Source organism: Campylobacter sp. US25a (genome assembly GCF_004379075.1).
GTDB classification, from domain to species: Bacteria; Campylobacterota; Campylobacteria; order Campylobacterales; family Campylobacteraceae; genus Campylobacter_D; species Campylobacter_D jejuni.
This window is the reverse complement of record NZ_RYYM01000009.1, coordinates 1-23,833: the sequence shown is the minus strand read 5'-3', so window position 1 is coordinate 23,833 and position 23,833 is coordinate 1. Positions and strand designations below refer to the sequence as shown.

35 protein-coding genes are annotated in these 23,833 nt (G+C 32.6%); 32 read left to right on the top strand and 3 right to left on the bottom strand.

Going from position 1 to position 23,833, the window contains the following annotated elements; all coding sequences use genetic code 11:
• Positions 1-762 carry a pseudouridine synthase gene (locus ELQ12_RS07130; protein WP_070261415.1) on the top strand — a complete coding sequence of 254 codons (762 nt, stop codon included), beginning with the start codon at positions 1-3 and terminating at the stop codon, positions 760-762.
• 110 nt (positions 763-872) lie between these two features.
• Here the strand turns inward: ELQ12_RS07130 and ELQ12_RS07125 are convergent, their stop codons facing one another.
• Positions 873-1,433 carry a hypothetical protein gene (locus tag ELQ12_RS07125; protein WP_002870457.1) on the bottom strand — a complete coding sequence of 187 codons (561 nt, stop codon included), beginning with the start codon at positions 1,431-1,433 and terminating at the stop codon, positions 873-875.
• 433 nt (positions 1,434-1,866) lie between these two features.
• Between ELQ12_RS07125 and rpsJ the strand changes: the two genes are divergently transcribed.
• The 25 genes from rpsJ (at position 1,867) to ELQ12_RS10660 (ending at position 15,052) form a co-directional block, all read left to right on the top strand.
• Entirely contained in the window at positions 1,867-2,178 is a 312-nt protein-coding gene (rpsJ, locus tag ELQ12_RS07120) for a 30S ribosomal protein S10 (protein ID WP_002779353.1), read from the top strand.
• Between the two features lie 9 nt (positions 2,179-2,187).
• Complete coding sequence (rplC, locus tag ELQ12_RS07115; protein WP_002779987.1) at positions 2,188-2,763, top strand: 50S ribosomal protein L3; 576 nt, start codon at positions 2,188-2,190, stop codon at positions 2,761-2,763.
• On the top strand, positions 2,760-3,374 hold the full coding sequence (rplD, locus tag ELQ12_RS07110) for a 50S ribosomal protein L4 (RefSeq protein WP_053872657.1): 615 nt from the start codon (positions 2,760-2,762) through the stop codon (positions 3,372-3,374). The genes rplC and rplD overlap by 4 nt, the downstream gene beginning before the upstream one ends.
• Positions 3,375-3,376: 2 nt before the next feature.
• Positions 3,377-3,658, top strand: coding sequence for a 50S ribosomal protein L23 (locus ELQ12_RS07105; protein WP_002856384.1), 282 nt, complete (start codon positions 3,377-3,379; stop codon positions 3,656-3,658).
• Position 3,659: 1 nt separating this feature from the next.
• On the top strand, positions 3,660-4,490 hold the full coding sequence (gene rplB, locus ELQ12_RS07100) for a 50S ribosomal protein L2 (RefSeq protein WP_052949462.1): 831 nt from the start codon (positions 3,660-3,662) through the stop codon (positions 4,488-4,490).
• Position 4,491: 1 nt separating this feature from the next.
• Positions 4,492-4,773: a 30S ribosomal protein S19 gene (rpsS, locus tag ELQ12_RS07095; protein ID WP_002851509.1), complete on the top strand. Its 282-nt coding sequence runs from the start codon at positions 4,492-4,494 to the stop codon at positions 4,771-4,773.
• Between the two features lie 10 nt (positions 4,774-4,783).
• Positions 4,784-5,209: a 50S ribosomal protein L22 gene (gene rplV, locus ELQ12_RS07090; protein WP_002860832.1), complete on the top strand. Its 426-nt coding sequence runs from the start codon at positions 4,784-4,786 to the stop codon at positions 5,207-5,209.
• Positions 5,209-5,910, top strand: coding sequence for a 30S ribosomal protein S3 (rpsC, locus tag ELQ12_RS07085; protein ID WP_002851138.1), 702 nt, complete (start codon positions 5,209-5,211; stop codon positions 5,908-5,910). Before rplV ends, rpsC begins: the two co-directional genes overlap by 1 nt.
• A gap of 2 nt (positions 5,911-5,912) precedes the next feature.
• Positions 5,913-6,338 carry a 50S ribosomal protein L16 gene (gene rplP, locus ELQ12_RS07080; RefSeq protein ID WP_002779441.1) on the top strand — a complete coding sequence of 142 codons (426 nt, stop codon included), beginning with the start codon at positions 5,913-5,915 and terminating at the stop codon, positions 6,336-6,338.
• A complete protein-coding gene (gene rpmC / locus ELQ12_RS07075; protein ID WP_002851566.1) occupies positions 6,325-6,510 on the top strand; it encodes a 50S ribosomal protein L29 in 186 nt (61 codons plus the stop codon). The genes rplP and rpmC overlap by 14 nt, the downstream gene beginning before the upstream one ends.
• A gap of 11 nt (positions 6,511-6,521) precedes the next feature.
• Complete coding sequence (rpsQ, locus tag ELQ12_RS07070) at positions 6,522-6,773, top strand: 30S ribosomal protein S17 (RefSeq protein WP_002851549.1); 252 nt, start codon at positions 6,522-6,524, stop codon at positions 6,771-6,773.
• Positions 6,773-7,141 (top strand): 50S ribosomal protein L14, encoded by a 369-nt coding sequence (rplN, locus tag ELQ12_RS07065; RefSeq protein ID WP_002779438.1) that lies wholly within the window; start codon positions 6,773-6,775, stop codon positions 7,139-7,141. The genes rpsQ and rplN overlap by 1 nt, the downstream gene beginning before the upstream one ends.
• Positions 7,141-7,374, top strand: a complete 234-nt coding sequence (gene rplX, locus ELQ12_RS07060; RefSeq protein ID WP_002779437.1) for a 50S ribosomal protein L24 — start codon at positions 7,141-7,143, stop codon at positions 7,372-7,374. The genes rplN and rplX overlap by 1 nt, the downstream gene beginning before the upstream one ends.
• Positions 7,375-7,377: 3 nt before the next feature.
• Positions 7,378-7,923, top strand: a complete 546-nt coding sequence (rplE, locus tag ELQ12_RS07055) for a 50S ribosomal protein L5 (protein ID WP_002870460.1) — start codon at positions 7,378-7,380, stop codon at positions 7,921-7,923.
• 1 nt (position 7,924) lies between these two features.
• A complete protein-coding gene (locus ELQ12_RS07050; protein WP_002851478.1) occupies positions 7,925-8,110 on the top strand; it encodes a type Z 30S ribosomal protein S14 in 186 nt (61 codons plus the stop codon).
• 9 nt (positions 8,111-8,119) lie between these two features.
• Positions 8,120-8,515, top strand: a complete 396-nt coding sequence (gene rpsH, locus ELQ12_RS07045) for a 30S ribosomal protein S8 (protein WP_002860830.1) — start codon at positions 8,120-8,122, stop codon at positions 8,513-8,515.
• Positions 8,516-8,593: 78 nt separating this feature from the next.
• Complete coding sequence (gene rplF, locus ELQ12_RS07040) at positions 8,594-9,130, top strand: 50S ribosomal protein L6 (protein ID WP_002851302.1); 537 nt, start codon at positions 8,594-8,596, stop codon at positions 9,128-9,130.
• 9 nt (positions 9,131-9,139) lie between these two features.
• Positions 9,140-9,496 carry a 50S ribosomal protein L18 gene (gene rplR / locus ELQ12_RS07035; protein ID WP_002870461.1) on the top strand — a complete coding sequence of 119 codons (357 nt, stop codon included), beginning with the start codon at positions 9,140-9,142 and terminating at the stop codon, positions 9,494-9,496.
• A gap of 11 nt (positions 9,497-9,507) precedes the next feature.
• Complete coding sequence (gene rpsE, locus ELQ12_RS07030) at positions 9,508-9,951, top strand: 30S ribosomal protein S5 (protein ID WP_002779428.1); 444 nt, start codon at positions 9,508-9,510, stop codon at positions 9,949-9,951.
• 4 nt (positions 9,952-9,955) lie between these two features.
• Positions 9,956-10,348, top strand: coding sequence for a 50S ribosomal protein L15 (gene rplO, locus ELQ12_RS07025; protein ID WP_002851292.1), 393 nt, complete (start codon positions 9,956-9,958; stop codon positions 10,346-10,348).
• Positions 10,348-11,613 carry a preprotein translocase subunit SecY gene (gene secY / locus ELQ12_RS07020; protein WP_070261414.1) on the top strand — a complete coding sequence of 422 codons (1,266 nt, stop codon included), beginning with the start codon at positions 10,348-10,350 and terminating at the stop codon, positions 11,611-11,613. Before rplO ends, secY begins: the two co-directional genes overlap by 1 nt.
• Positions 11,614-11,804: 191 nt before the next feature.
• Positions 11,805-12,545: an MFS transporter gene (locus ELQ12_RS10675; RefSeq protein ID WP_243834133.1), complete on the top strand. Its 741-nt coding sequence runs from the start codon at positions 11,805-11,807 to the stop codon at positions 12,543-12,545.
• Positions 12,485-13,057 carry an MFS transporter gene (locus ELQ12_RS10670; RefSeq protein WP_243834132.1) on the top strand — a complete coding sequence of 191 codons (573 nt, stop codon included), beginning with the start codon at positions 12,485-12,487 and terminating at the stop codon, positions 13,055-13,057. The genes ELQ12_RS10675 and ELQ12_RS10670 overlap by 61 nt, the downstream gene beginning before the upstream one ends.
• Positions 13,041-13,970, top strand: coding sequence for a CocE/NonD family hydrolase (locus ELQ12_RS10665; protein WP_243834131.1), 930 nt, complete (start codon positions 13,041-13,043; stop codon positions 13,968-13,970). The genes ELQ12_RS10670 and ELQ12_RS10665 overlap by 17 nt, the downstream gene beginning before the upstream one ends.
• A gap of 200 nt (positions 13,971-14,170) precedes the next feature.
• Positions 14,171-15,052, top strand: coding sequence for a CocE/NonD family hydrolase C-terminal non-catalytic domain-containing protein (locus ELQ12_RS10660; protein WP_243834130.1), 882 nt, complete (start codon positions 14,171-14,173; stop codon positions 15,050-15,052).
• A gap of 67 nt (positions 15,053-15,119) precedes the next feature.
• On the opposite strand, the gene ELQ12_RS07005 is transcribed toward ELQ12_RS10660, so the two are convergent.
• Positions 15,120-16,391, bottom strand: a complete 1,272-nt coding sequence (locus ELQ12_RS07005; RefSeq protein ID WP_044778601.1) for an MFS transporter — start codon at positions 16,389-16,391, stop codon at positions 15,120-15,122.
• A gap of 194 nt (positions 16,392-16,585) precedes the next feature.
• Between ELQ12_RS07005 and topA the strand changes: the two genes are divergently transcribed.
• From topA to ELQ12_RS06975, 6 genes are all read left to right on the top strand, one after another.
• On the top strand, positions 16,586-18,688 hold the full coding sequence (topA, locus tag ELQ12_RS07000; RefSeq protein ID WP_134264672.1) for a type I DNA topoisomerase: 2,103 nt from the start codon (positions 16,586-16,588) through the stop codon (positions 18,686-18,688).
• Position 18,689: 1 nt separating this feature from the next.
• Positions 18,690-19,526, top strand: a complete 837-nt coding sequence (locus ELQ12_RS06995; protein WP_126249715.1) for a biotin synthase — start codon at positions 18,690-18,692, stop codon at positions 19,524-19,526.
• Positions 19,507-20,682 (top strand): cation:proton antiporter, encoded by a 1,176-nt coding sequence (locus tag ELQ12_RS06990; RefSeq protein WP_134264671.1) that lies wholly within the window; start codon positions 19,507-19,509, stop codon positions 20,680-20,682. Before ELQ12_RS06995 ends, ELQ12_RS06990 begins: the two co-directional genes overlap by 20 nt.
• A 114-nt stretch (positions 20,683-20,796) precedes the next feature.
• Entirely contained in the window at positions 20,797-22,065 is a 1,269-nt protein-coding gene (locus ELQ12_RS06985; protein WP_002922091.1) for a citrate synthase, read from the top strand.
• A 79-nt stretch (positions 22,066-22,144) separates the two neighbouring features.
• On the top strand, positions 22,145-22,909 hold the full coding sequence (locus tag ELQ12_RS06980; protein ID WP_053872181.1) for a 3'(2'),5'-bisphosphate nucleotidase CysQ: 765 nt from the start codon (positions 22,145-22,147) through the stop codon (positions 22,907-22,909).
• Positions 22,910-22,948: 39 nt separating this feature from the next.
• Positions 22,949-23,716 (top strand): hypothetical protein, encoded by a 768-nt coding sequence (locus tag ELQ12_RS06975; RefSeq protein WP_134264670.1) that lies wholly within the window; start codon positions 22,949-22,951, stop codon positions 23,714-23,716.
• Between the two features lie 3 nt (positions 23,717-23,719).
• Here ELQ12_RS06975 and ELQ12_RS10655 read toward each other — a convergent pair.
• On the bottom strand, positions 23,720-23,833 hold a 114-nt coding region (locus tag ELQ12_RS10655; RefSeq protein ID WP_243834134.1), incomplete at its 5' end, for a hypothetical protein.

Sequence of the window (23,833 nt, the reverse complement as noted above, 5' to 3'; positions counted from 1 at the left end):
ATGAGAATTAATAAATTTATATCCCATAACACCCGCTATTCACGCCGTGAAGCTGATGAACTTATCAAACAAGGCTTAGTAAAAATAAACAACAAAATCGCCCTTTTAAGCGATGAGGTTAAATTTGATGATAAAGTCTTTGTTAAAGGTAAAAGAGTGCAAAAAAGAACGCAATTTAGCGTGATAATCTACCATAAACAAAAAGGTGAAATTGTCAGTAAAAAAGACGATCGTGGAAGAAAAACTATATACGATACCTTGCCAAGACAATTTAGTACTTGGCTTAGTGTAGGCAGACTGGATTATGCAAGTGAAGGCTTGCTTTTGCTTACAGATTCTCCTGTGATTGCCGATGCTTTAATGCATAGCGATTTAGAAAGAGAATACTACCTTAAAGTTAAAGGTACGGTGAGCAAACAAGTCATCGAAGCGATGCAAAATGGACTTGAGATTAAAAACGAAAAAAAAGGCGCACATGCAAAAACTAAAATTACCTCTATGAGTTTTGCTCCTTTTATTGACTTTGAAATTTTTGGATCAAGTGGAGGTTATACCAAGCTTAGAGTAATTATAAATGAAGGTAAAAATAGAGAGCTTAGACGCTTTTTTGGACATTTTGATCTTGAGGTTATGGATCTTAAGCGTGTTGCTTTTGGGGCTTTAGATCTTGGTATGTTAAAGGCAGGAAAACATCGCTATTTGGAAAATGGCGAATATGAAAAATTAAGAGATTTTTTGAAAATGAATAATATATATTATTAATTTTTTATAGGTTATTTTAATTTGAAGGGAGATTAAAATAAAAGACTTTAAATTATTTTAAAATTTTTGTAATTTATGTGAAGATGGACAAATTTAACTTAAATTGTTTTTTACATAAAATAAAAATCTTTTTCTATTTCTCTGCAAATTTGACTTTTGCAATGTAATTCTTTTTTATATTTTTTCAAAATTTCAAAAGTACTTGAGATAAAAATGCCAAAACCACATTCTTTGACATACTTAAAAACATTTTCAAATTCTTTTTGTGAAATATTGTTTAAATTTGCATTGAATTCTAAATCTTTGCTTACGATATTAAGTTGTGAGTTGAATTTAGCTCCTTGTATTTTTCCTTCATAATTTAAAGAATATTTTTGTAAAGCAAGTTTAATAAAATTATTATTTTTTTGATGTTTGTTAAGAGTGTTTTTTAAAATGTTGCCAATTTGAATATCTTTTGCATAGACATTTATTTTTCCAAAATCTTCTTTGAAATTACTGTAAATAATTCTAAGATTTTCAGTATAAGCAAGAATAAAAATTTCGTCGCCTACAAAAAAATTTTTAATATCGCAAACTATCTTTTTGTCTTTAATGTTACATTGATAATCTGCAGCACCTACTCTAGCACCACGTATTCCATAAAATTGCAAAATATCATAAATAGGCATAAAAATAAGTTCTTTATCTCTACTATAAGGATCTTTAAGAGAATTTAATCCTTTATTGATACAGGTTAGTGAATTTTCAAGGTTTACGCCAAAGACAAAAGTGCAAAACGTTAAAATGTAAAAGATGAATTTTATGCTTTTTCCTTAAGTAAATATAAAAAAATTATTTTACAAAACATTTTGATGTTATGTTTTGATAATTTAATTTTTTTGGATAATTATATATTTTATTCCTTAAAATAAATATAATTCATTGATTGTTAAAATTTTCACCAAAAAATAAAATATTTCCATTTCGTCCTTTTAAAAAGGAAAATAATATAAAATTTTCATTGAATTTCTTGACTTTGAAAACAAGATTTTATATACTCTCATTTCAATTTTTATAAATTGGTTAGTTTTTAACTAACGAGTTCTTTTTAAAGGAAATATTATGGAAAGAATTAGGCTTAAGCTAAAAGCTTATGACCATCGAGTACTAGACAGAACAGTTGCAGCAATCGTAGAAGCTGTTAAAAGAACAGGTGCGGATATCAGAGGTCCGATACCAATGCCTACTAAAATCAAACGCTATACAGTTTTAAAATCTCCACACATTAACAAAGATTCTCGTGAGCAGTTTGAAATAAGAATTCACGCGCGTATGCTAGATATAGTAGCAGCGACTCCAGATACAGTTGATTCTTTAACTAAGCTTGATTTAGCGCCAGAAGTAAGCGTTGAAGTAAGAGCTATGGGTAAGTAAGGATAAGATATGGAATATATTGTAGAAAAAATCGGAATGAGTAGAACAATTACTAATCCAAGTATCGCTGTAACTTTACTAAGAGTTGTAAATGCAAAAGTATGTGAAGTTGAAGGCGGAAAGGCTTTAGTAGCATATCCAAAAGGTAAAGCAAGTAATAAATGTGTCGCAGGACAACAAAAAAAGTATAATCTTTCTGCAGAATACAATAGATTTGCGACTTTAGAAGTAGCAAATACTGAAGCAGGAGATTTAGATGAAACTCCATTAAATGAAGCAAAAATTTTAAAAGTAAGCTTTAACACTAAAGGTAGAGGTTATAGCGGTGTTATGAAAAGACATAACTTCGCAGGGGGTCCAGCAAGTCATGGTTCAAGATTTCATAGACGCCACGGATCTATTGGTAATAGAGAATGGCCAGGTCGTGTTCAACCAGGTATGAAAATGGCAGGACACTATGGAAATACTAAAGTGACCGTTAAAAACGAAGTTGTATCTTATGATGCTGAAAACAAAATTTTAGTAGTTAAAGGTGCAGTACCAGGTTATAATGGTGCTATGGGTAAAATAAGGATTGCAAAATGAGTAAAGTAGTTGTTTTAAATGATAAATTAGAAAAAGCAGGTGAACTTGATTTACCTTCAAAATATGCGGAAGTAAATCCACACAATCTTTACTTATATGTAAAATCTTACCTTGCAAGTTTAAGAGCAAATACAGCTCATACTAAAGGTAGAAGTGATGTAAGTGGTGGTGGTAAAAAACCTTGGAGACAAAAAGGTCGTGGCGGTGCTAGAGCGGGTTCAACAAGAACTAACGTTTGGGTAGGCGGTGCGGTTGCTTTTGGTCCAACAAATGAAAGAAACTACTTCCAAAAAGTAAATAAAAAACAAAAAAGATTGGCGCTTGAAAGAGCTTTAGCAGATAAAGCAGCTAAAGGTGTGTTATTTACTGCTGATTCTTTAGCTATTGAAAGTGGTAAAACAAAAGATGCAAACGCTGTGATTAAAAAACTTGGCGTCAAAGATGCTTTAATCGTTAAAGATTTACTAGATGAAAAAACACTTTTAGCTTATAGGAATTTAGCAAATTGCTATGTAGTTGATGTAAGCGAAGTAAATGCTTATTTAGTATCTGTATTTAATGCTGTTATTATGGAAAAATCAGCGTTAGAATCTATTACAAAAGAGGGATAATTATGGCAGATATTACTGATATAAAGACTATACTTTACACAGAAAAAAGTTTGAATTTGCAAGAGCAAGGTGTCGTAGTTATTCAAACTTCGCCAAAAATGACTAAAACAGGCTTAAAAGCGGTTTTAAAAGAGTATTTTGGTGTAACTCCAAAAAGCATCAATTCCTTAAGAATGGATGGAAAAGTTAAGCGTTTTAGAGGTCGTTTAGGTCAAAGAAACGATTATAAAAAATTCTATGTTAAGCTACCTGAAGGTGTTAGCTTAGAAAATACGGAGGCTTAAGATGGCAATTAAAACTTATAAACCATATACTCCAAGTAGAAGATATATCACAGGTTTAAGTTCTGAAGATATTACAGCTAAACCAAGTGTACGCTCACTACTTGTTAAACTTCCAGCACACGCAGGTCGTAACAGCTATGGAAGAATTACAAGTCGTCATAAAGAAGCGGGTGCTAAAAAACTTTACAGAATTATTGATTTTAAACGTCGTAAATTCGGTATAGAAGGCAAAGTAGAAGCAATCGAGTATGATCCATATAGAAATTGTAGAATTGCTTTGATTGCTTATAAAGATGGGGAAAAAAGATATATTCTTCAACCACGTGGATTAAGCGTTGGCGATATCGTTGTAGCTGCTGAAAGCGGACTTGATATTAAACCAGGTAATGCAATGAAGCTTAAAAACATTCCTGTGGGTACTATTGTTCATAATGTTGAATTAAAGCCAGGCAAAGGGGGTCAAATGATCCGTTCTGCAGGTGCTTATGCACAACTTATGGGTAAAGAAGAAAAATATGTTATCTTAAGACTTGCAAGTGGCGAAATGAGACAAGTTTTAGCTGAATGTATGGCAAGTATCGGCGAAGTTGGAAATGAAGAATGGGCTAATGTAACTATCGGTAAAGCAGGTAGAAATCGCCATAGAGGTATCCGTCCACAAACTCGTGGTTCTGCTATGAACCCAGTAGATCACCCGCACGGTGGGGGTGAAGGTAAGAAAAATTCAGGCCGTCATCCAGTAACTCCATGGGGTAAACCAACCAAAGGTGCGAAAACTCGTCGTAAAAAAGCTAGCGATAAGCTAATAATTTCAAGAAGAAAAGGAAAGTAAGATGGCTAGATCACTAAAAAAAGGTCCTTTTGTTGATGATCATGTAATGAAAAAAGTCATCGCTGCTAAAAAGGCTAATGATAATAAACCAATTAAAACTTGGTCAAGAAGAAGCACAATTACTCCTGATATGATAGGACTTACATTTAATGTTCATAATGGTAAAAGCTTTATTCCAGTTTATATTACTGAAAATCATATCGGTTATAAACTTGGTGAATTTGCTCCAACACGCACATTTAAAGGGCATAAAGGCTCTGTGCAAAAGAAAATTGGTAAGTAAGGGATAAGATATGAGTAAAGCATTAATTAAATTCATAAGATTATCTCCAACTAAAGCAAGATTGATTGCTAGGGAAGTTCAGGGGATGAATGCAGAATTAGCTATGGCTAGTTTAAAATTTATGCCAAATAAAGGTGCAAAATATATCGCAAACGCAATTTCAAGTGCAGTAGCAAATGGTGGCTTTGAAGCAAACGAAGTGATTGTAAAAAGTTGTCGCGTGGATGCAGCTGCGGTGTTAAAAAGATTTAGACCAAGAGCTAGAGGAAGTGCAAGTCGTATTAGAAAACCAACTTCACATATTTTAGTAGAAGTGGCAAAAGCAGAAGTGAAAGCTGAAGAGAAAAAAACAGTAGCTAAAAAAACTACTACAACAAAAGCTCCAGCTAAAAAAACAACAAGCACTAAAAAAGCAACAGCGAAAAAGGAAAGCTAATGGGACAAAAAGTTAATCCAATTGGTCTAAGACTAGGAATCAATAGAAACTGGGAATCAAGATGGTTTCCAACTAAAGCAAATTTAGTAGAAAATATCGGTGAAGATTACAAAATCAGAGCTTTCTTAAAAAGAAAACTTTATTACGCAGGAATTAGTCAAATTTTAGTAGAAAGAACTGCTAAAAAACTTCGCGTTACTGTAGTTGCCGCAAGACCAGGTATCATCATCGGTAAAAAAGGTAGTGATGTTGATAATTTAAGAAAAGAATTGCAAGATTTAATCGGTAAAGATGTAAATATCAATATCAAAGAAGAAAGAAAAGCAGGAGCTTCAGCTCAACTTGCTGCTGAAAGTGTTGCAACTCAACTTGAAAAAAGAATTGCTTTTAGAAGAGCAATGAAAAAAGTAATTCAAGGCGCGCAAAAAGCAGGTGCTAAAGGGATTAAAGTTTCAGTTTCTGGTCGTTTAGGCGGTGCTGAAATGGCAAGAACAGAATGGTATCTTGAAGGACGCGTTCCACTTCATACTTTAAGAGCAAAAATCGATTATGGTTTTGCAGAAGCTAGAACTACTTATGGAAACATAGGGGTTAAAGTATGGATCTTTAAAGGTGAGGTATTACACAAAGGTATGCAACCTGAAAAAACTGAAGAAAGTGCTCCAGCTAAAAAGCCAAGACGCACAAGAAGGGGTAAATAATCATGTTAATGCCAAAAAGAACTAAATATCGCAAAATGATGAAAGGGCGTAACAGAGGTTATGCTAATCGTGGAACAGAATTTACTTTTGGTGAATTTGCATTAAAAGCAACTGAAGCAGGACGCATTAACTCACGCCAAATCGAAGCAGCGCGTATTGCTTTAACTCGTTTCGTTAAAAGACAAGGAAAAACTTGGATTAGAGTTTTCCCAGATAAGCCTTTGACAAAAAAACCTTTAGAAACTCGTATGGGTAAAGGTAAAGGTGCTGTTGAGGAATGGGTAATGAATATCAAGCCAGGCCGTATCATTTATGAAATGGCAGGAGTAAGCGAAGAAATGGCAAGAGAAGCATTGACTTTAGCAATGCATAAACTTCCATTTAAAACTAAGTTTGTTACAAGAGAGAGCCAAAATGAAATATACTGAGATTAAAGATAAAACAGCAGCTGAGCTTGCAACAATGCTAAAAGAAAAAAAGGTGCTTTTATTCACTTTAAAACAAAAGCTAAAAACAATGCAACTTACTAATCCAAAAGAGATTAGCCAAGTAAAAAAAGACATTGCTAGAATAAATACAGCAATTAACGCTTTAAGATAAGGATAGAGAAAATGGCATTTAAAAGAGAAATTCAAGGCGTTGTTGTTAAAATCGCTGGTGAAAAAACCGCAAGTGTTTTGGTTGAAAGAAAAGTGGTTCATCCAAGATATAGAAAAATTGTTAAACGCTTTAAAAAATATCTAATTCATGATGAGAGAAATGAAGTTAAAGTGGGTGATACTGTTGTTGCAGTAGAATGCAGACCACTTTCAAAAAGAAAATCGTTTCGCTTAAAATCTGTATTAGCTACAGGAGTTGAGTAATGATTCAAAGTTTTACTAGACTTGCAGTTGCTGATAATAGCGGTGCAAAAGAATTAATGTGTATCAAGGTTTTAGGGGGTAGCAAAAGAAGATACGCTACTGTAGGTGATGTAATCGTTGCATCTGTTAAAAAAGCTTTACCAAATGGAAAAGTTAAAAAAGGTCAAGTGGTAAAAGCGGTTATCGTTAGAACTAAAAAAGAAATTCATAGAGATAATGGTTCTTTGATTCGTTTTGATGAAAATGCTGCAGTTATTCTTGATAATAAAAGAGAGCCTATCGGAACTCGTATCTTTGGGCCAGTGGGCAGAGAAGTTAGATATGGTGGCTTTATGAAAATCGTTTCACTAGCACCGGAGGTATTATAATGGCGGTTAAATTAAAAATCAAAAAAGGTGATAGCGTTAAGGTTATCACAGGTGATGATAAAGGTAAAACAGGTAAAGTTTTGGCGGTATATCCAAAAACACTTAAAGTGGTAGTTGAAGGATGTAAAATTGCTAAAAAAGCTATTAAGCCGAGCGAGAAAAACCCAAATGGTGGTTTTATCAATAAAGAAATGCCAATGGATATTTCCAATGTGGCAAAAGTTCAGGAGTAAGCGATGATGAGATTAAAAGAAAAATACAATCAAAGCATTAAACCTGCATTGGTTAAAGAATTTGATATTAAAAATCCTATGCTTATCCCTGTGATCGAAAAAGTAGTTATCAGTGTAGGTGCTGGTGAGTTAGCTAAAGATCAAAAAGTATTGCAAAATGTTGCAGATACTATTTCTTTAATTGCAGGACAAAGGGCTGTGATTACTAAAGCTAAAAAATCAGTTGCAGGATTTAAAGTTCGCGAAGGTTTTCCTGTAGGTGTAATGGTAACTTTAAGAAAAGAAAATATGTATGCTTTTCTTGATAAATTAATTTCTATTGCTTTGCCAAGGGTGAAAGACTTTAGAGGTTTAAGTAGAGATGGTTTTGATGGACGCGGAAACTATAACTTCGGTCTTGATGAGCAGTTGATGTTCCCAGAAGTGGAGTATGATAAAATTTTAAGAACTCATGGTATGAATATTTCTATAGTTACAACAGCACAAAATGACAAACAGGCACAAAAGTTATTAGAACTTATCGGTGTGCCATTTACAAAAGGAAAGTAAGATGGCTAAAAAATCAATGATTGCAAAAGCGGCACGCAAGCCTAAATTTAAGGTTAGAGCTTATACGAGATGCCAAATTTGTGGGCGTCCGCATTCGGTTTATAGAGATTTTGGAATTTGCAGAGTTTGCTTAAGAAAAATGGGCAATGAAGGTTTGATTCCAGGTCTTAAGAAAGCAAGTTGGTAAGGATAAAATATGATAAATGATATTATTTCAGATTCACTCACTCGTATCAGAAATGCAGGAATGAGAAAGCTTGAAACAACCAAGCTTTTACATTCTAAAGTTGTAGAAGCTTTAGTTGGAATTTTTCAAGCTAAGGGCTATATTGAGAGTTTTAATGTTATTGAAGAAGATAAAAAGAAATTTATCAATGTAGTTTTAAAATACGATGAAAAAGGTAAGAGTGTTATCAATGAGCTTAAAAGAATTTCTAAGCCCGGTCGTCGTGTTTATAAAGGTAAAGATGAAATCAAGCGTTTTAAAAATGGTTATGGTACTATCGTAGTTAGCACAAGTCGTGGCGTTTTAGCTAATGATGAAGCTTATAAAGCAGGTGTTGGCGGCGAAATTTTATGTACTATTTGGTAAAAAATCTGCTTTTTATGGCATTGGGTATCCATTCTTTTAAAAAAGTAGAAATATCCTAGACAAATAAAAAGGAAAAATATGTCTCGTATAGGTAAACAACCGATTGCTATTCCAGCAGGAGTAGAAGTAAAATTAGAAGGAAATTTGCTTAAATTTAAAAAAGGAAATTTGGCAAAAGAACTTGATACTAAAGCAAATGTAAATGTTGAGATTAAAGATAATAATATTCTTTTTTCTCCAAAAGGTGAAGATAGACAAAGTAGAGCTTATTGGGGAACTTACAGAGCTTTAGCTTACAATATCGTTGTAGGTTTAACTCAAGGTTTTTCAAAAACTCTTGAAATCAATGGAGTTGGTTATAAAGCAGCTTTAAAAGGTAAAGTTTTAGAACTAAGCCTTGGTTTTTCTCATCCTATTAATTATGATATTCCAGAAGGAATTGAAATTGTAGTGGATAAAAATACTATTGCAGTTAAAGGAAGTGATAAACAAGTTGTAGGTCAAGTTGCTGCTCAAATTCGTGAATTTAGACCACCAGAGCCATATAAAGGAAAAGGCGTTAAGTATTCTGATGAACGCATTATCCGCAAAGCTGGTAAGACATCTAAGAAGTAAGGGTAGAATATGAGAGCAAATGTATTAAAAAGAAAACTAACTTTAAGAATCAAAAGAAAAAAAAGAATTAGAGCGAAAATTTCAGGTTGTGAAAATTTTCCAAGAATTTCTGTATTTAAATCGAACAGAACTCTATATATCCAAGCGATTGATGATGTAAAAGCTGTAACTTTAGCAGCAGTTGATGGACGCAAACTTGGCGTTAAAGCAAATAAAGATGGCGCTAAAAAAATTGCTGCTGAATTTGCTAAAACTTTAAAAGCTAAAAAGATAGAACAAGCTGTTTTTGATAGAAATGGTTATGTATATCATGGTGTTATTGCAGTTTTGGCTGAATCTTTAAGAGAAAATGGCATTAGGCTATAAGGGGTAAATCGATGGAAAAATATAATAGAGAAGAATTTGAAGAAGTAATCGTCGATATCGGCAGAGTTACTAAGGTTGTTAAAGGTGGTAGAAGATTTAGATTTACTGCTTTAGTTATCGTTGGAAACCGCAAAGGTTTGGTAGGTGTTGGTTATGGTAAGGCTAAGGAAGTTCCAGATGCTATCCGTAAAGCTGTTGACGATGCGTTTAAAAATATCGTTGAAGTTAAAACTAAAGGCTCAACTATCGCTCATGATGTAGAGGTAAAATACAACGCAAGTAGAATTTTACTTAAACCAGCTAGTGAAGGTACAGGAGTTATCGCGGGTGGTTCTACACGCCCTATCGTGGAACTTGCAGGTATTAAAGACATCTTAACCAAGTCTTTGGGTTCAAATAATTCAGCTAATGTGGTTCGTGCTACAATCAAAGCTTTAACAATGTTAAAAGGATAAGAAGATGAATTTAACAAAAGCAGCGGGTTCAACGCATAAAACTAAAAGAATTGGCCGTGGTCAAGGTTCTGGCATGGGTAAGACTGCTACTAAAGGGGGTAAAGGTCAAACTGCTAGAAAAGGTTATAATGAAAAAAGAGGTTTTGAAGGGGGTCAACAACCACTTCAAAGAAGACTACCAAAAGTAGGTTTTACTTCTAAAATTCAAAAACCTTATGTGATTAATGTTGAAAAAATCACAGCTGTAAAAGAGCTTAGTGAAATTACATTTGAGAGCATTAAAAGTGTTCACAAAATTTCAAAATCTGTGAATAAAATCAAATTAATTGGTGCAAGTGCAAAAGACTTAGTATCAAAAATCAAAGACGAGAATATTAGCGTCACCGGATCAAAATAATGAATAGAGCATTGACGAATAAGATTTTAATCACCTTAGCATTTTTGTTTGCTTATAGGGTTCTGGCTTATGTGCCAGTTCCTGGCGTCAATGCTGATGTGATTGCGGAATTTTTTAATAACAATCAAAACAATGCTTTGGGTTTATTTAATGTTTTTAGTGGTGGAGCGGCTGAACGCTTTTCTATCATTTCTTTAGGTATTATGCCTTATATTACTGCTTCTATTATCATGGAGCTTCTTGCGGCAACTTTTCCAAATATCGGTAAGATGAAAAAAGAACGTGATAGTATGCAAAAATATATGCAAATTATCCGTTATGCGACTATTGTGATTACTTTGGTTCAAAGTATAGGCGTTGCTATAGGTTTGCAAAGCTTACATGGTCGTGGTGGTGCAGGGGCTATAATGGTGGAAGATTTAAATATGTTTATCGCACTTTGTGCTATTTCTATGCTTGCAGGAACTATGCTTTTAATGTGGCTTGGCGAACAAATTACACAAAGAGGTATAGGAAATGGTATTTCTTTAATCATTTTTGCAGGTATTGTTTCAGGTATTCCAAGAGCGATTTCAGGAACTGTAGGACAAATTAATTCAGGTGAGATGAATTTCTTAACCGCTTTTGCAATTTTTGCTTTGATTTTAATCACTATAGGCGTGATTATTTATGTAGAACTTGGAGAAAGAAGAATTCCTATTTCTTATTCTCGTAAAGTTGTAATGCAAAATCAAAACAAACGCATTATGAATTATATTCCTATTAAACTCAATCTTAGTGGAGTTATTCCACCGATTTTTGCTAGTGCGATTTTGATGTTTCCAACAACGATTTTACAAACTAGTACAAATCCTTATCTGCAAGCCATTAATGACTTTTTAAATCCAAATGGTTATTTGTTTCATGTTTTAACTTTCTTGTTTGTAATTTTCTTTGCTTATTTTTATGCTTCTATTGTATTTAACGCTAAAGACATAGCAGAAAATTTGAAAAAGCAAGGCGGTTTTATCCCTGGAATTCGTCCAGGTGAAGGAACTTCAAATTATCTTAATGAAGTGGCTTCTCGTTTAACTTTATCAGGTTCTATTTATTTAGGGCTTGTTGCAACCTTGCCTTGGGTTTTGGTGAAATTTATGGGTATGCCTTTTCATTTTGGCGGTACTTCTGTACTTATTGTAGTTCAAGTAGCGCTTGATACAATGAGAAAAATTGAAGCTCAAATTTATATGAGTAAATACCAAACTTTAAGTGCGGTAGGTTTGTAATATATTTCAACAAGGGTAATTTTCCTTGTTGAAATAATTTTTTTATTTTATTCTTTTTCTTGTATGTTTTATTTTTATCAAATGTGTAAATAATCTACAAAAATTTAAATTAGCTTTTAAAATTTTTCTAATTTTTTTAAAAAAATACTAAAAATATGTAATACTAAAATTAGATTTGTTTAGGAGAAGCCATGAAGAATACTTTAAAAAAGAATTTTTTCACTTTGATTTTGCTTTCTTTTTGTGGCTCTATTATTTATGGTTTGCCTTATTTTAGAAAGTATTATTATGATGATTATATGGCTTTGTATCATTTAGATAATTTTCAAATGGGTTTATTAGGTAGTGCTTATGGTTTGTTAGGACTTTTTTCTTATGCTTTGGGTGGATATTTAGCAGATCGTTTTGCTCCTAAGAAGCTTTTGATCTTTTCTTTGGTGGCTACAGGATGTGGGGGTTTGCTTCATCTTTATTTTGCTTCGCTTAAGGCTCTTATGATTATTTATGGGCTTTGGGGTATTACTTCGCTTCTTACTTTTTGGCCTTCTTTGATGAAAATCATACGCACTTTAGCCAGCGAGCAAGAGCAAGCAAGAGCTTATGGGGTCTTTGAAGGGGGTCGTGGTGTGGTTAGCGCTATACATTTAGCTATTGCTACGGCTATTTTTGGCTATTTTCAAACCAAGGCTTTAGCTTCTAAGGGTATAGAGATGATTATCATTTTTTATTCTTTAGCTCCTATAATTAGTGCAGTGATTTTGTTTTTTCTTTTAAAAGAGAGTAAGCATGAAAAAAGTGAAAATTTAAAATGGAGTGATTTTTTATCTCTTATTAAAAATCCTGCTTTATGGCTTGTGGTGGCCATCACTTTTTGTACTTATTTTTTCAATATGAGTTTTTATTATTTTACCCCTTTGCGAGTAATGTTATAGGTACTTCTGCTGTATTTGCAGCTATTTTAGCGGTTTTAGCCTCTTATATACGCCCCATTGCTTCTATAGTAGGTGGTTTTGTAGCTGATGGTTTTGGAAAGGCTAAGGTTATGTTAGTGGGTTTTGTAACCATGGGACTTGGAGTGGTGCTTTTAATGTTTAGTGCTTATTGGGGTGGTTTTATACAAATGGTGGCTTTAACCTTAGCTTGTGTGATTGTTTATGTGGCTATGTATTCTAATTTTAGTATTTATTATTCTTTATTAAGCGAGGGTAAAATTCCTGTACATTTAGCTGGTATGGCCATAGGTATAGTTTCTACTTTTGGATATTTGCCTGAAGTTTTTGCACCTGTTTTAGCAGGAGATTTGCTTGATAAATATCAAGGAGTAAAGGGTTTTCATATCTATTTTAGTATCATGATTGCTATGGCTATTATGGGTGCTATTTTTTGTTTGTTTTGGATAAAAAAATACAATAAAAAAGGAAAAAAATATGAAGAAAATAATTAAAGATTTTAAATTTAAAGTGAAAGTGATAGAAAATATTTGGATTACTTTAAAGGATGGCACAAGGCTTTCTTCTAGAATTTGGTTTCCACAAACCAATGAGAAACTTCCTGCTATTTTAGAATACATTCCTTATAGAAAAAATGATGGTACAAGAACAAGAGATGAACCTATGCATGGCTATTTTGCAGGCAATGGTTATGTTGTTGTAAGAGTGGATATGAGAGGCAGTGGGGAATCTGATGGGCTCTTAAAAGATGAGTATTTAAAGCAAGAACAAGATGATGCCTTAGAGCTTATAGAATGGATAGCCAAACAAGAATGGTGCAATGGCAAAGTAGGCATGATGGGTAAGTCTTGGGGTGGTTTTAATTCTTTGCAAGTGGCTGCTAGAAGACCTAAGAATTTAAAAGCCATTATAGTGGTGGGTTTTACCGATGATAGATACAATGAAGATATACATTATAAAGGCGGGTGCTTACTCAATGATAATTTTTGGTGGGGCAATATCATGCTTGCTTATCAAGCCCGTTTTGTAGATCCAAAAATCGATCCAAATGGAAGAGAGAAATGGCTTCATAGACTTGAAAATATGCCTTTATGGCCTGCTTTATGGATGGAACATAATTTAAAGGATAAGTATTGGAAACATGGCTCGGTGAGTGAAAATTATGAGGATATACAAGTACCTGTTTTTGCTTTAGATGGATGGGCTGATTCTTATACCAATCCTGTTTTTACTCTCATGCAAGGTTTAAAGGTTCCAAGAAAAGCCATTATAGGCCCTTGGGCTCATGTTTATCCGCACGATGGTTTTCCAGCTCCTGCTATGGGATTTTTACAAGAAGCTTTAAAATGGTGGGATAAATGGCTAAAAGATGAAGATAATGATGTTCTTGATTGTCCTATGATATAAGCTTATATAGAAGATCCTTTAAAACCTAGTTCTAAAGTGAGTGAGGTTAAAGGGCGTTTTGTGGGATTAGAAAGTTATCCTAGTAAGGATATAAATTATCATACCTATTTTTAAATCCTTATAGACTCACTCAAGAAAAAAGCAAGCAAAGCATTAAGATTAATACCCCACAAAATCATGGACTTTTAGCTGGAGAGTGGATGGGAGCAGCCGTTTTGGGAGAAAGTCCTGCAGATCAAAGATTAGATGATGGTTTGGCTGTGGTTTTTGAAAGTGAAATTTTGCAAGATGAGCTTGATGTTTTAGGTTATCCCTTGTTAAAAGTGAAATTAAATAGCGATAAGCCTAAAGCTATGCTTTTTGCACAACTTAGTGAAGTAAGGGAAGATGGCTTTGTACAAAGGGTGAGCTATGGGGTTTTAAATTTAGCCTTAAATAAAGAAAGAAGTGAATTTACACCCTTGATAAAAAATGAATGGATCCAAAGAGAGCTAAGGCTTGATTGTTGTGGGCATCGTTTTGCTAAGGGATCTAAGATAAGACTTTCTTTGGCTACAACCTTTTGGCCTATGTTTTGGCCTATGCCTGAAAATGTGACCTTGACTTTGGATTTAAATGAATGCGATTTTGCTTTACCTGTTTTTAGTGGCAAGGATAGCAATAAAGTGAATTTAGAAGCTCAAAGTGCTCCTTTAACTCCTCTTACTTTGCTTAAAGAAGGTAGGGTAGATAGGAGTATAACTTATGATATTTTAAGCGATACTTACACTTGTATAACCGATGGAGTGGGTGGAGTTTTTGGCGAAGGTATTTATAGATTTGATGAGATTGATATTTTAGTAGAACACAATCTTAAAAGAGAGCTAGTCCTTCAAAATGAAGATCCTCTAAGTGCTAAATACACTATCACTCAAAAGATGAAAATTGGTAGGGAAAATTGCATGATGGATGCTGATATTATTCTTACTCAAACCAGTGATAAGGAGTATTTTTATATCAAGGGTAAAATGCAGGTTAAGGAAAATGAAAAACTTGTCTTTGATAAAAATTATAATTATAAAACTCTACGAAAGAGTTTGTAAATCCTAGATAATTAAATCTAAATTTATCAGGTTTAATTAAAAATTATGAAGAATATAATTAATTGAATTAATTTATCCTAGGTTTTTGCTTTAAAAATAAAAACACAATGCACACTATAAAAATTACTATTGACCATATTAAAAAAGCATCTACAAGACCCATTTGCCTAACGATAGGTTGAGAGATAATAGGACTTAAAAATTGTCCTAAAAATATACAACTTGCTAAAATTCCATAAGCCCTAGCGCGAGCATTTTCAGGACAGATTGAAAAAAGATAAGCCGTATTATTTACAAGCATAATACCTCCGCCCATTCCAAGCAAAGCTAAGGCGATTAAAACTGTGAAAAAGCTATCTACTAAAAAAAGCAGCAAAAAAGAACAAGATACGATAAAAAGAGTTAAAACATAGATAGTTTTAATACTTAAGAATTTTATAATATATCTATAGCTTAGAGAGAAAAAACCATAACATAGTGCAGACACAGACATCGAAATACCTATATATTTAGGATCCAATCCTAAATGTTCTTCTATATAGTAAGGAAGTTGAGTTGGCGAAATATAATAAACTACCATGATAAAAAAACCTATAAAATAGATAGGAAAAAATTGCCAATAATTTGTTTTTGCTTCTATTTTTGTATGATTATAGAATTTAAATTTTCTAGGTTCAAAAAGATAAATGATAGCCATTAAGGTAATTAAAATTCCAAGTCCATATACCAAAAAAGGATAACGCCAAGAATAACTTGAAACAAATCCCGCAATAGAAATAAAAACAGCACCCCCTACCGCACAAAAAAATCCTTGAAGACTTAAAGCATTTTCTCTGCGATTAAAGCCACCGCGACTATAATAATCTCCAAGTAAAGCCGAAGCGCCTGTCATTATAAAAGCAGTTGCCATACCAAAAATAGCTCTTGAAGTCAGTATAGCATAAATATCATTTAAGAAAAAGCCACTTACCCCAGAAATAGTCCAAATCACCATAGCTGGAAGAATGAATTTTAATTTGCCAAATTTATCCATTAAAATACCAGCAAATGGAGATAAAATGACAACAAAAATAGCAGGAATGGTTAAAACTAAGCGAACAAGTATATCAAGATGAGTTAATGTGAAACTTGAAGCAAGAGTAGCGCCACTTTGGGTTAAAAGTTCTTCAAAATGTCTGTTGATAGCAGGCAGAGCAGATGAAATGACCACACTTCCTAGCATAGTCATAGCGGCCATAGAAAACACAGCCGCTTTAAATCCGGACTTTTCAGTAATTTGAATTATTTTTCTATCCATTTTTGTGTCATTTGGATGAAATTTATAATTTTTGCTATTCATAATTTTTGCCTTTTTTATTTTATTATACTCCAAAAATTATGATTTGTATTTAAAATTACTTAAAATTATATTTTATTTATTTTGTTATGATAGTTTTGTTTTTAAAATATTTTAGCTTAATTAAAATATATTTTATAAGTAGAATTTTAAATATTTTTAGCTAAATTCAGCTTTTTATTTAACAAGGGTGCAAAATGAAGAAAAATTTAATCATAGTAGAATCTCCTGCAAAAGCTAAAACCATAGGAAATTTTTTGGGAAAAGATTATGAAGTTATCGCTTCTAAAGGACATATTAGAGATTTACCTAAATCAAGCTTTGGGATTAAAATAGAAGATGATGAATTTATCCCTGAGTATAGAATTACAAGTGATCATAGCGCCTTAGTTAAAGAACTTAAAAGCAAAGCCAAAGATGCCAAAGAAGTTTATCTTGCAACGGATGAGGATAGAGAAGGAGAAGCCATAGCTTATCATATTGCAAAAGCTATAGGCAAAGATGAAAATACCTTGCCACGCATCGTTTTCCATGAAATTACTAAAAGTGCTATAGAAAATGCTTTAAAAAATCCAAGAAAATTAGATATGCACTCTGTAAATGCCCAACAAACTAGACGCCTTTTAGATCGCATTGTAGGATATAAACTCAGCCCTTTATTGGGGCAAAAAATTCAAAGAGGACTTAGCGCAGGGCGTGTTCAAAGTGCGGCTTTAAAGATCATAGTCGATCGTGAAAAAGAAATTCGTGCCTTTGTACCACTAGAATATTTTAGCATAGATATGATTTTTCAAAAAGATTTAGATGCAGAACTAGTTGAGTTTGATAAAGCTAAGATAGAAAAACTTACCATTACCAACAAAGATCGTGCTAAGCTTATACTAGAGGCTTGTAAAAATGAAGCTTATACTATAAGCGACATTGAAAGCAAAGAAAGAAAAATCGTTCCACCGCCTCCTTTTATGACTTCAACTTTGCAGCAAAGTGCTAGCAATCGCCTTGGTTTTAATCCTAAAAAAACCATGATGATAGCTCAAAAACTCTATGAAGGAGTAAATACTCACGAGGGCGTGATGGGGGTTATTACGTATATGAGAACCGATAGTTTAAATTTGGCCAAAGAAGCTATAGAGAATGCAAGAAAATTCATACAAGCAAATTTTGGCAAAGACTATCTTCCAAGTAAAGCAAATGTATACACTACAAAAGCCAAAGGCGCTCAAGAAGCTCATGAAGCTATACGCCCTACAAATTTAAGTTTTACTCCAGAAATTGCAGCTAAATTTTTAGACAAAGATGAGTTAAAACTTTACACACTTATTTACAATCGCTTTTTAGCCTGTCAGATGAATCCTGCTATCTCTCAAACTCAAAATGTATTTGTAAAAAATGATAGAGCAGTTTTTAAAATAGGCGGTAGAAAAATCCTTTTTGAGGGATATTATAAAGTTTATGGTGATATGGATAAGGATAAAATTTTACCAAATTTTAAAATAGGTGAAAATTTAAAAATACAAAATTTAGAAATGAACTCACATTTTACCGAACCACCTTCAAGGTATTCAGAAGCAGGACTTGTAAAAAAACTTGAAAGTTTAGGCATAGGTCGCCCTTCTACTTATGCACCAACCATTTCTATACTTACAAGCCGTGATTATGTAAAAATAGACAAAAAACAACTTATTCCTAGTGAGGTTGCTTTTAATGTAACCGAAGTGCTTGAAAAAAATTTTAGCGATATAGTGGATAGTAAATTTACTTCAAATCTTGAAAACACTTTAGATGAAATCGCAGAAGATAAGGCAGATTGGCAAGAAACTTTAAAAGAATTTTACTATCCTTTTATGAGAAAAATCGAAGAAGGAAAAACAAAAATCGCCAGTCAAAAAACTGTTACAAAATTAGGTGAAAGTTGTCCTGATTGTGGCGGGGAACTTGCTATTAGAAAAGGACGTTTTGGAGAATTTGTAGCGTGTTTAAATTTCCCAAAATGTAAGTATTCAAGAAATTTAAAAAGTGAAAGTAAAAATGAAAGCGAAAATACTGCCGCAAAAGCTAAAGCTAATGGTACAGGTATTACTTGTCCAAGTTGTCAAAAAGGTGAAATCGTAGAACGCTTTTCAAAACGCGGTAAATTTTATGGCTGTAGCGCTTATCCAAAATGCAATTTTATAAGCAAATACAAACCAAGTGAAGAAAAATGCGAAGAGTGTGGCGAAACTTTAGTGATAAAAGAGCTTAAAAAAGGTACATTCTTAGAATGCTTAAAGTGCAAAATCAAAAAAGAAATGAAGGATTAGAATGCAAATCATGCTTTGTGCTATTTCAAATATAGCGAGTGGAAATTGTTCAGAAGACTGTAAATACTGCACTCAAAGTGCATATGTAAAAACAGATATTCAAAAATATCGTCGTAAAGAACTTTCGCAAATCGTTTTAGAAGCAAAAATGGCAAAGAAAAATGAAGCCTTGGGTTTTTGTTTGGTTACAGCAGGACTTGGGCTTGATGATGAAAAGCTTGAGTATGTTTGCGAAGCTGCTAAGGCCGTGCAAAAAGAAGTGCCTAACTTGCTTTTAATTGCCTGTAATGGCATGGCAAGCGTGGAACAACTCAAAGAACTTAAAAAAGCAGGAATTTTTTCTTATAATCACAATCTTGAAACTTCTAAGGAATTTTTTCCACAAATTTGCACCACGCATACTTGGGAAAGTAGATTTCAAACCAATTTAAACGCTAAAGAAGTAGGGCTTATGCTTTGTTGTGGTGGAATCTATGGTATGGGTGAGAGTGAAGAAGATAGGCTAAGTTTTAGAAAATCTTTGCAAGAATTACAACCTTTTTCAACGCCTATTAATTTTTTTATAGCAAATGAAAATTTAAAACTACAAGTTCCAAGACTTAGTGCTGATGAAGCCTTAAAAATTGTTCGTGATACCAAAGAAGCTTTACCGCAAAGCGTGGTAATGGTAGCAGGTGGGCGTGAAGTGGTATTGCAAGAAAGACAGTATGAAATTTTTCAAGCAGGTGCTGGGGCTATTGTTATAGGAGATTATTTAACCACTAAAGGTGAAGAACCAAGTCAAGATATAATAAAATTAAAAAAAATGGGATTTACTTTTGCATCAGAGTGTCATTGATACACAGGCTTTAATCGATTTAAAAATTCTTATTGTTATAGCCTTGTGTTTGCTTTTTTCTCCGCATATTGCAAGAATTTTTCGCTTACCTATTTCGGCTACTGAAATTATTTTAGGGGCAATAATAGCGTATTTTGGTTTCATAGGAAAAAGTGAAAATTTTGCACTTTTAGCCAATGTAGGTTTTTATTATCTAATGTTTATAGCGGGCATGGAGGTAAATTTAAGAGCCTTTTTTAATATGGATAAAGAAGTTGTCAAAAAAAGTTTTTTTTATATTTTTTTACTTTACGCTTTATCTTCTTTTATAGTATGGATTTTTGGACTTTCTTTAGTATTTATTATCATTATACCTGTGATGAGTGTAGGGCTTTTATCTTTACTTTTTAAGGATTTTGGAAAAGAGTGTTATTGGCTAAATATTGCTATGATAGTAGCTACTTTAGCTGAGGTGATTTCTATTGTGCTTTTGACTATAGCGGGAGCTTTTTTGCGCGAAGGAACAGGTATTATTGATGTAGCGCAAAGTATTTTATATCTTAATATCTTTTTGGGACTTTGTTTGCTCGGATTTAAAATGCTTGGTGTGCTTTTTTGGTGGTATCCTCAGCTTAAAGTTGTGCTTATGCCATGGGAAGATAAAAATGAAAAAGATATAAGATTTTGTATGGCCATTTTTATACTGATTATTGTTGCTATGGTTATTACAAAACTTGAAATCGTTCTTGGCTCTTTTATAGCAGGTTCATTTATAGCTACTTTTTTTGATCATAAAAAAGATCTTGAGCACAAGCTTTCTACTTTTGGACACGGGTTTTTGATCCCTATTTTTTTTATCCATATAGGCTCAACCTTTGATCTTAAAATGATTTTAGATTATAAAATCGTTTTACAAGCATTTTTACTTATGTTTGTTATGGTGGGTTTAAGAATTTTATGTGCAAGTGTTTTTTTAAAAAGAATTGGTTTTAAAAATATGATTTTATTTGGTCTTAGTCATTCTATGCCTTTAACCTTGCTTATAGCAACAGCTACTCTGGGTTATTCGGGCAAGGTTATTGATGAGAAGCTTTATTCAGCACTTATTTTAACAGCATTATTTGAGGCTATTATTGTTATGAGTATGATTAAATTTCTTTCTAATTCTAAAAAATGAAAGTTACTTTTTTACTCAAAAAAGCAAACAAAATCTTAAAAATTCAATAATAAAAAAACTCATAATCGTCCTTTTTTGTTAGAATTAATAAAAGTAACAATAAAAGGAGCGAAAATGTCAAATTCCGTTACTATAACCGATAATAGAAATGGAAAAAGCTATGAATTTCCTATATATGATGGTACAACTGGGCCAAGCGTTGTAGATATGTCAAGTTTTTATAAACAAACAGGAATGTTTTCTTATGATGAGGGCTTAACTTCTACAGCTACTTGTAAATCAAAAATCACTTATATTGATGGAGAAAACGGAATTTTAATGCACCGTGGCTATCCTATAGAGTGGCTTGCTGAAAACAAACTTTATTTAGATGTGGTTCATCTTTTACTTTATAAAGAATTACCTGATGCTACGCGTCTTGAAGCGTTTCGTTATGAAATGAAAAAGCGTTCTTTTATCCATGAAGGTATGCATCGTCTTTTTGATTCTTTCCCTGATAATGCTCATCCTATGGCAGTTTTACAAGGTGCTGTTTCATCGCTTAGTGCTTTTTATCCTGATCATTTAAATATGAACGTAAAAGAAGAATATATGGAAATGGCAGCTAGAATAGTAGCTAAAATCCCTACTATAGTCGCCACCGCTTATAGATATAAACATGGCTTTCCTATGGCTTATCCAAATTTAGATCGTGGTTTTACAGAAAATTTCTTATATATGTTAAGAACTTATCCTTACGATCATGTAGAGCTTAAACCTATAGAGGTAAAAGCACTTGATACAGTTTTTATGCTTCATGCAGATCATGAGCAAAATGCTTCAACTTCAACGGTTCGTGCTGTGGGTTCAACTCATGCTCATCCTTATGCCTGTATAGCAGCAGGTATTGGCGCACTTTGGGGTCATGCACATGGTGGAGCTAATGAAGGTGTTATTAGAATGCTTGAGCAAATAGGTAGTGTTGATAGGGTAGATGAATTCATCAAAAGGGCTAAGGATAAAAACGATCCTTTCCGTTTGATGGGCTTTGGGCATAGGGTTTATAAAAATTTTGATCCTAGAGCAAAAGTGCTTAAAAAACTTCGTGATCAACTTATTGATGAGTTGGATATTGATACCAATCTTATTAAAGTAGCAACGCGTATAGAAGAGATTGCTTTAAGCGATGATTATTTTGTTCAAAGAGGGCTATATCCGAATGTTGATTTTCATAGCGGACTTATTTTAAAAGCCTTAGGTATTCCAAATGAAATGTTTGCTACTTTATTTGTTATAGGACGCACCCCAGGATGGATAGCTCAGTGGATAGAACAAAAAGAGCAAGAAAGTCTTAAAATAGTCCGTCCAAGACAACTTTATTTGGGTGAAACTAGTAAAATTTAATTAAAAATTTTTGTGGAAATTAAAAATTCCACAAAATCTTCTTGTATAATTTTAAAAATCTTATAGAAAGTTTATAATCATGCTTAATCTTGATAAATTTTTAGAAATTGCTATAAATGCTAGCAATCAAGCTTCTAAGGCTATTTTAGAAGAGAGAAAAAATTTCAAAACTTGGGAAAAAGAAGATAAAAGCCCGCTTACATCAGCAGATCTTGCTTCTAATAAAATTTTAAATGATATTTTAGGTTTTACGGATATTAAAATTTTATCAGAAGAAAAATTACTCAGCAAAGAAGAATGTGAAGAATTAAAAACTTTTTGGCTTATTGATCCTCTTGATGGAACAAGTGGTTTTTTAAAAGGCAGTGATGAATTTTGTATTATGATAAGTTTGGTTCATGACAATCGCCCTGTTTTATCGCTTATACAAAATCCATCAAAAGGTGATATGTTCTATGCTCATGCAAAAACTAAGGTTTATAAAAATGATAAACCTTTGCAAATTGACCAGCAAGAATACGAGAAAAATAAATATAAAGCCTTATTGAGTGTTAATCATCTTAGCAAAGAAGATGAAGACTTTGCAAAAGAGCATCAATTAAAAGCTATTAATATAGGCTCTGGATTGAAATTTTGTGCTATTTTAGAAGCTAAGGCAGGAGTTTATAAAAGATTTGAAAAGCTTAATATTTGGGATATTGTAGCAGGAGATTTTTTGATTAATCAAAATGGAGGATTTATGGGAGATTTTTCTAAAAAATACATTTTATATAACCCTTTAAATTATAAATCCAGTCCTTTTATTTGTGTTTCATCTAGGAATTTTTTACAAGATTTTTTATAAAATAAAGAGTATAATTTTATATTTAAATAATTTATAGGGATGAAGATGAGGTATTGTTTCGTTTTGTTTTTAAGTTTAGTTTTAAGCTCTAATCTTTTGGCAAATAATTTTTCTCAGAAAAAGGTTATTAAAATTGAAAAAAGCGCAGATAGTTTTGAGCTAATAGATCTAAATCAAAATGTTGCAAATCCAAATCTAAATCAACAAAAAGCATTGTTCGATAGTTCTACCTTGATTGAAAAAAAATCGCAAATCACCAAAGATAAGGATATTGATTTTGCTATTGTATTAACTTTTAGGAAAAATTTTGGTTATTTTTTAGATGGTTTTAGGGTGAGTGATAAGGAATTTTCTACATTATTTGCTAAAAATTTGATTCAAAGTTTAAAGCTTAATTGGGTTAATTCTGCTGCAAATGGTATTTATCAAAGTCCTAAAACTTTGTCATATTTTAGCCCTAAGGATGCAAAACTTATAAATGTAAGTCCTTTTTTAACACAAGAAAAAGATAAGGCTAAAATGTATGCTAAATTTACAGATTATGTTGTGGTGGTAAATTTGCAAGATTTTTATGTAAATATTACAAATTATTTTATCACAACTAGTAAAGAGGGTGTGGCTAATGTTAATTTTAAAATTATTTCTACAAGCAATGGAAAAATTCTTTCAGCTAAAAATGCAAAATTAAATTTGACATTAAAAGATCAAGATGCAAAGCAAAATTATCAAGATATTATAAACCAAATGCCAAAAATGCTAGCTGATGTTATCAAAAACCAAATTTTCCACCTAAAGCTCTTAAACTAAGCTTTAGTTTAAGATTTCTTTAATCAGTTTTTGCAAATTCCTTTTTGTTTCTTCTTGTTCTTTTATGATAAAACATTTTGCTTTTGGCCAAAAATAACTTTTAGGATTTTCAAATTT

Bases quoted from the DNA above. Each gene is read 5' to 3' on its own strand.
- ELQ12_RS07130 (WP_070261415.1), top strand. From the start codon at position 1: ATGAGAATTAATAAATTTATATCCCATAACACCCGCTATTCACGCCGT.
- ELQ12_RS07125 (WP_002870457.1), bottom strand. From the start codon at position 1,433: ATGCCTATTTATGATATTTTGCAATTTTATGGAATACGTGGTGCTAGA.
- rpsJ (WP_002779353.1), top strand. From the start codon at position 1,867: ATGGAAAGAATTAGGCTTAAGCTAAAAGCTTATGACCATCGAGTACTA.
- rplC (WP_002779987.1), top strand. From the start codon at position 2,188: ATGGAATATATTGTAGAAAAAATCGGAATGAGTAGAACAATTACTAAT.
- rplD (WP_053872657.1), top strand. From the start codon at position 2,760: ATGAGTAAAGTAGTTGTTTTAAATGATAAATTAGAAAAAGCAGGTGAA.
- ELQ12_RS07105 (WP_002856384.1), top strand. From the start codon at position 3,377: ATGGCAGATATTACTGATATAAAGACTATACTTTACACAGAAAAAAGT.
- rplB (WP_052949462.1), top strand. From the start codon at position 3,660: ATGGCAATTAAAACTTATAAACCATATACTCCAAGTAGAAGATATATC.
- rpsS (WP_002851509.1), top strand. From the start codon at position 4,492: ATGGCTAGATCACTAAAAAAAGGTCCTTTTGTTGATGATCATGTAATG.
- rplV (WP_002860832.1), top strand. From the start codon at position 4,784: ATGAGTAAAGCATTAATTAAATTCATAAGATTATCTCCAACTAAAGCA.
- rpsC (WP_002851138.1), top strand. From the start codon at position 5,209: ATGGGACAAAAAGTTAATCCAATTGGTCTAAGACTAGGAATCAATAGA.
- rplP (WP_002779441.1), top strand. From the start codon at position 5,913: ATGTTAATGCCAAAAAGAACTAAATATCGCAAAATGATGAAAGGGCGT.
- rpmC (WP_002851566.1), top strand. From the start codon at position 6,325: ATGAAATATACTGAGATTAAAGATAAAACAGCAGCTGAGCTTGCAACA.
- rpsQ (WP_002851549.1), top strand. From the start codon at position 6,522: ATGGCATTTAAAAGAGAAATTCAAGGCGTTGTTGTTAAAATCGCTGGT.
- rplN (WP_002779438.1), top strand. From the start codon at position 6,773: ATGATTCAAAGTTTTACTAGACTTGCAGTTGCTGATAATAGCGGTGCA.
- rplX (WP_002779437.1), top strand. From the start codon at position 7,141: ATGGCGGTTAAATTAAAAATCAAAAAAGGTGATAGCGTTAAGGTTATC.
- rplE (WP_002870460.1), top strand. From the start codon at position 7,378: ATGATGAGATTAAAAGAAAAATACAATCAAAGCATTAAACCTGCATTG.
- ELQ12_RS07050 (WP_002851478.1), top strand. From the start codon at position 7,925: ATGGCTAAAAAATCAATGATTGCAAAAGCGGCACGCAAGCCTAAATTT.
- rpsH (WP_002860830.1), top strand. From the start codon at position 8,120: ATGATAAATGATATTATTTCAGATTCACTCACTCGTATCAGAAATGCA.
- rplF (WP_002851302.1), top strand. From the start codon at position 8,594: ATGTCTCGTATAGGTAAACAACCGATTGCTATTCCAGCAGGAGTAGAA.
- rplR (WP_002870461.1), top strand. From the start codon at position 9,140: ATGAGAGCAAATGTATTAAAAAGAAAACTAACTTTAAGAATCAAAAGA.
- rpsE (WP_002779428.1), top strand. From the start codon at position 9,508: ATGGAAAAATATAATAGAGAAGAATTTGAAGAAGTAATCGTCGATATC.
- rplO (WP_002851292.1), top strand. From the start codon at position 9,956: ATGAATTTAACAAAAGCAGCGGGTTCAACGCATAAAACTAAAAGAATT.
- secY (WP_070261414.1), top strand. From the start codon at position 10,348: ATGAATAGAGCATTGACGAATAAGATTTTAATCACCTTAGCATTTTTG.
- ELQ12_RS10675 (WP_243834133.1), top strand. From the start codon at position 11,805: ATGAAGAATACTTTAAAAAAGAATTTTTTCACTTTGATTTTGCTTTCT.
- ELQ12_RS10665 (WP_243834131.1), top strand. From the start codon at position 13,041: ATGAAGAAAATAATTAAAGATTTTAAATTTAAAGTGAAAGTGATAGAA.
- ELQ12_RS10660 (WP_243834130.1), top strand. From the start codon at position 14,171: ATGGGAGCAGCCGTTTTGGGAGAAAGTCCTGCAGATCAAAGATTAGAT.
- ELQ12_RS07005 (WP_044778601.1), bottom strand. From the start codon at position 16,391: ATGAATAGCAAAAATTATAAATTTCATCCAAATGACACAAAAATGGAT.
- topA (WP_134264672.1), top strand. From the start codon at position 16,586: ATGAAGAAAAATTTAATCATAGTAGAATCTCCTGCAAAAGCTAAAACC.
- ELQ12_RS06995 (WP_126249715.1), top strand. From the start codon at position 18,690: ATGCAAATCATGCTTTGTGCTATTTCAAATATAGCGAGTGGAAATTGT.
- ELQ12_RS06985 (WP_002922091.1), top strand. From the start codon at position 20,797: ATGTCAAATTCCGTTACTATAACCGATAATAGAAATGGAAAAAGCTAT.
- ELQ12_RS06980 (WP_053872181.1), top strand. From the start codon at position 22,145: ATGCTTAATCTTGATAAATTTTTAGAAATTGCTATAAATGCTAGCAAT.
- ELQ12_RS06975 (WP_134264670.1), top strand. From the start codon at position 22,949: ATGAAGATGAGGTATTGTTTCGTTTTGTTTTTAAGTTTAGTTTTAAGC.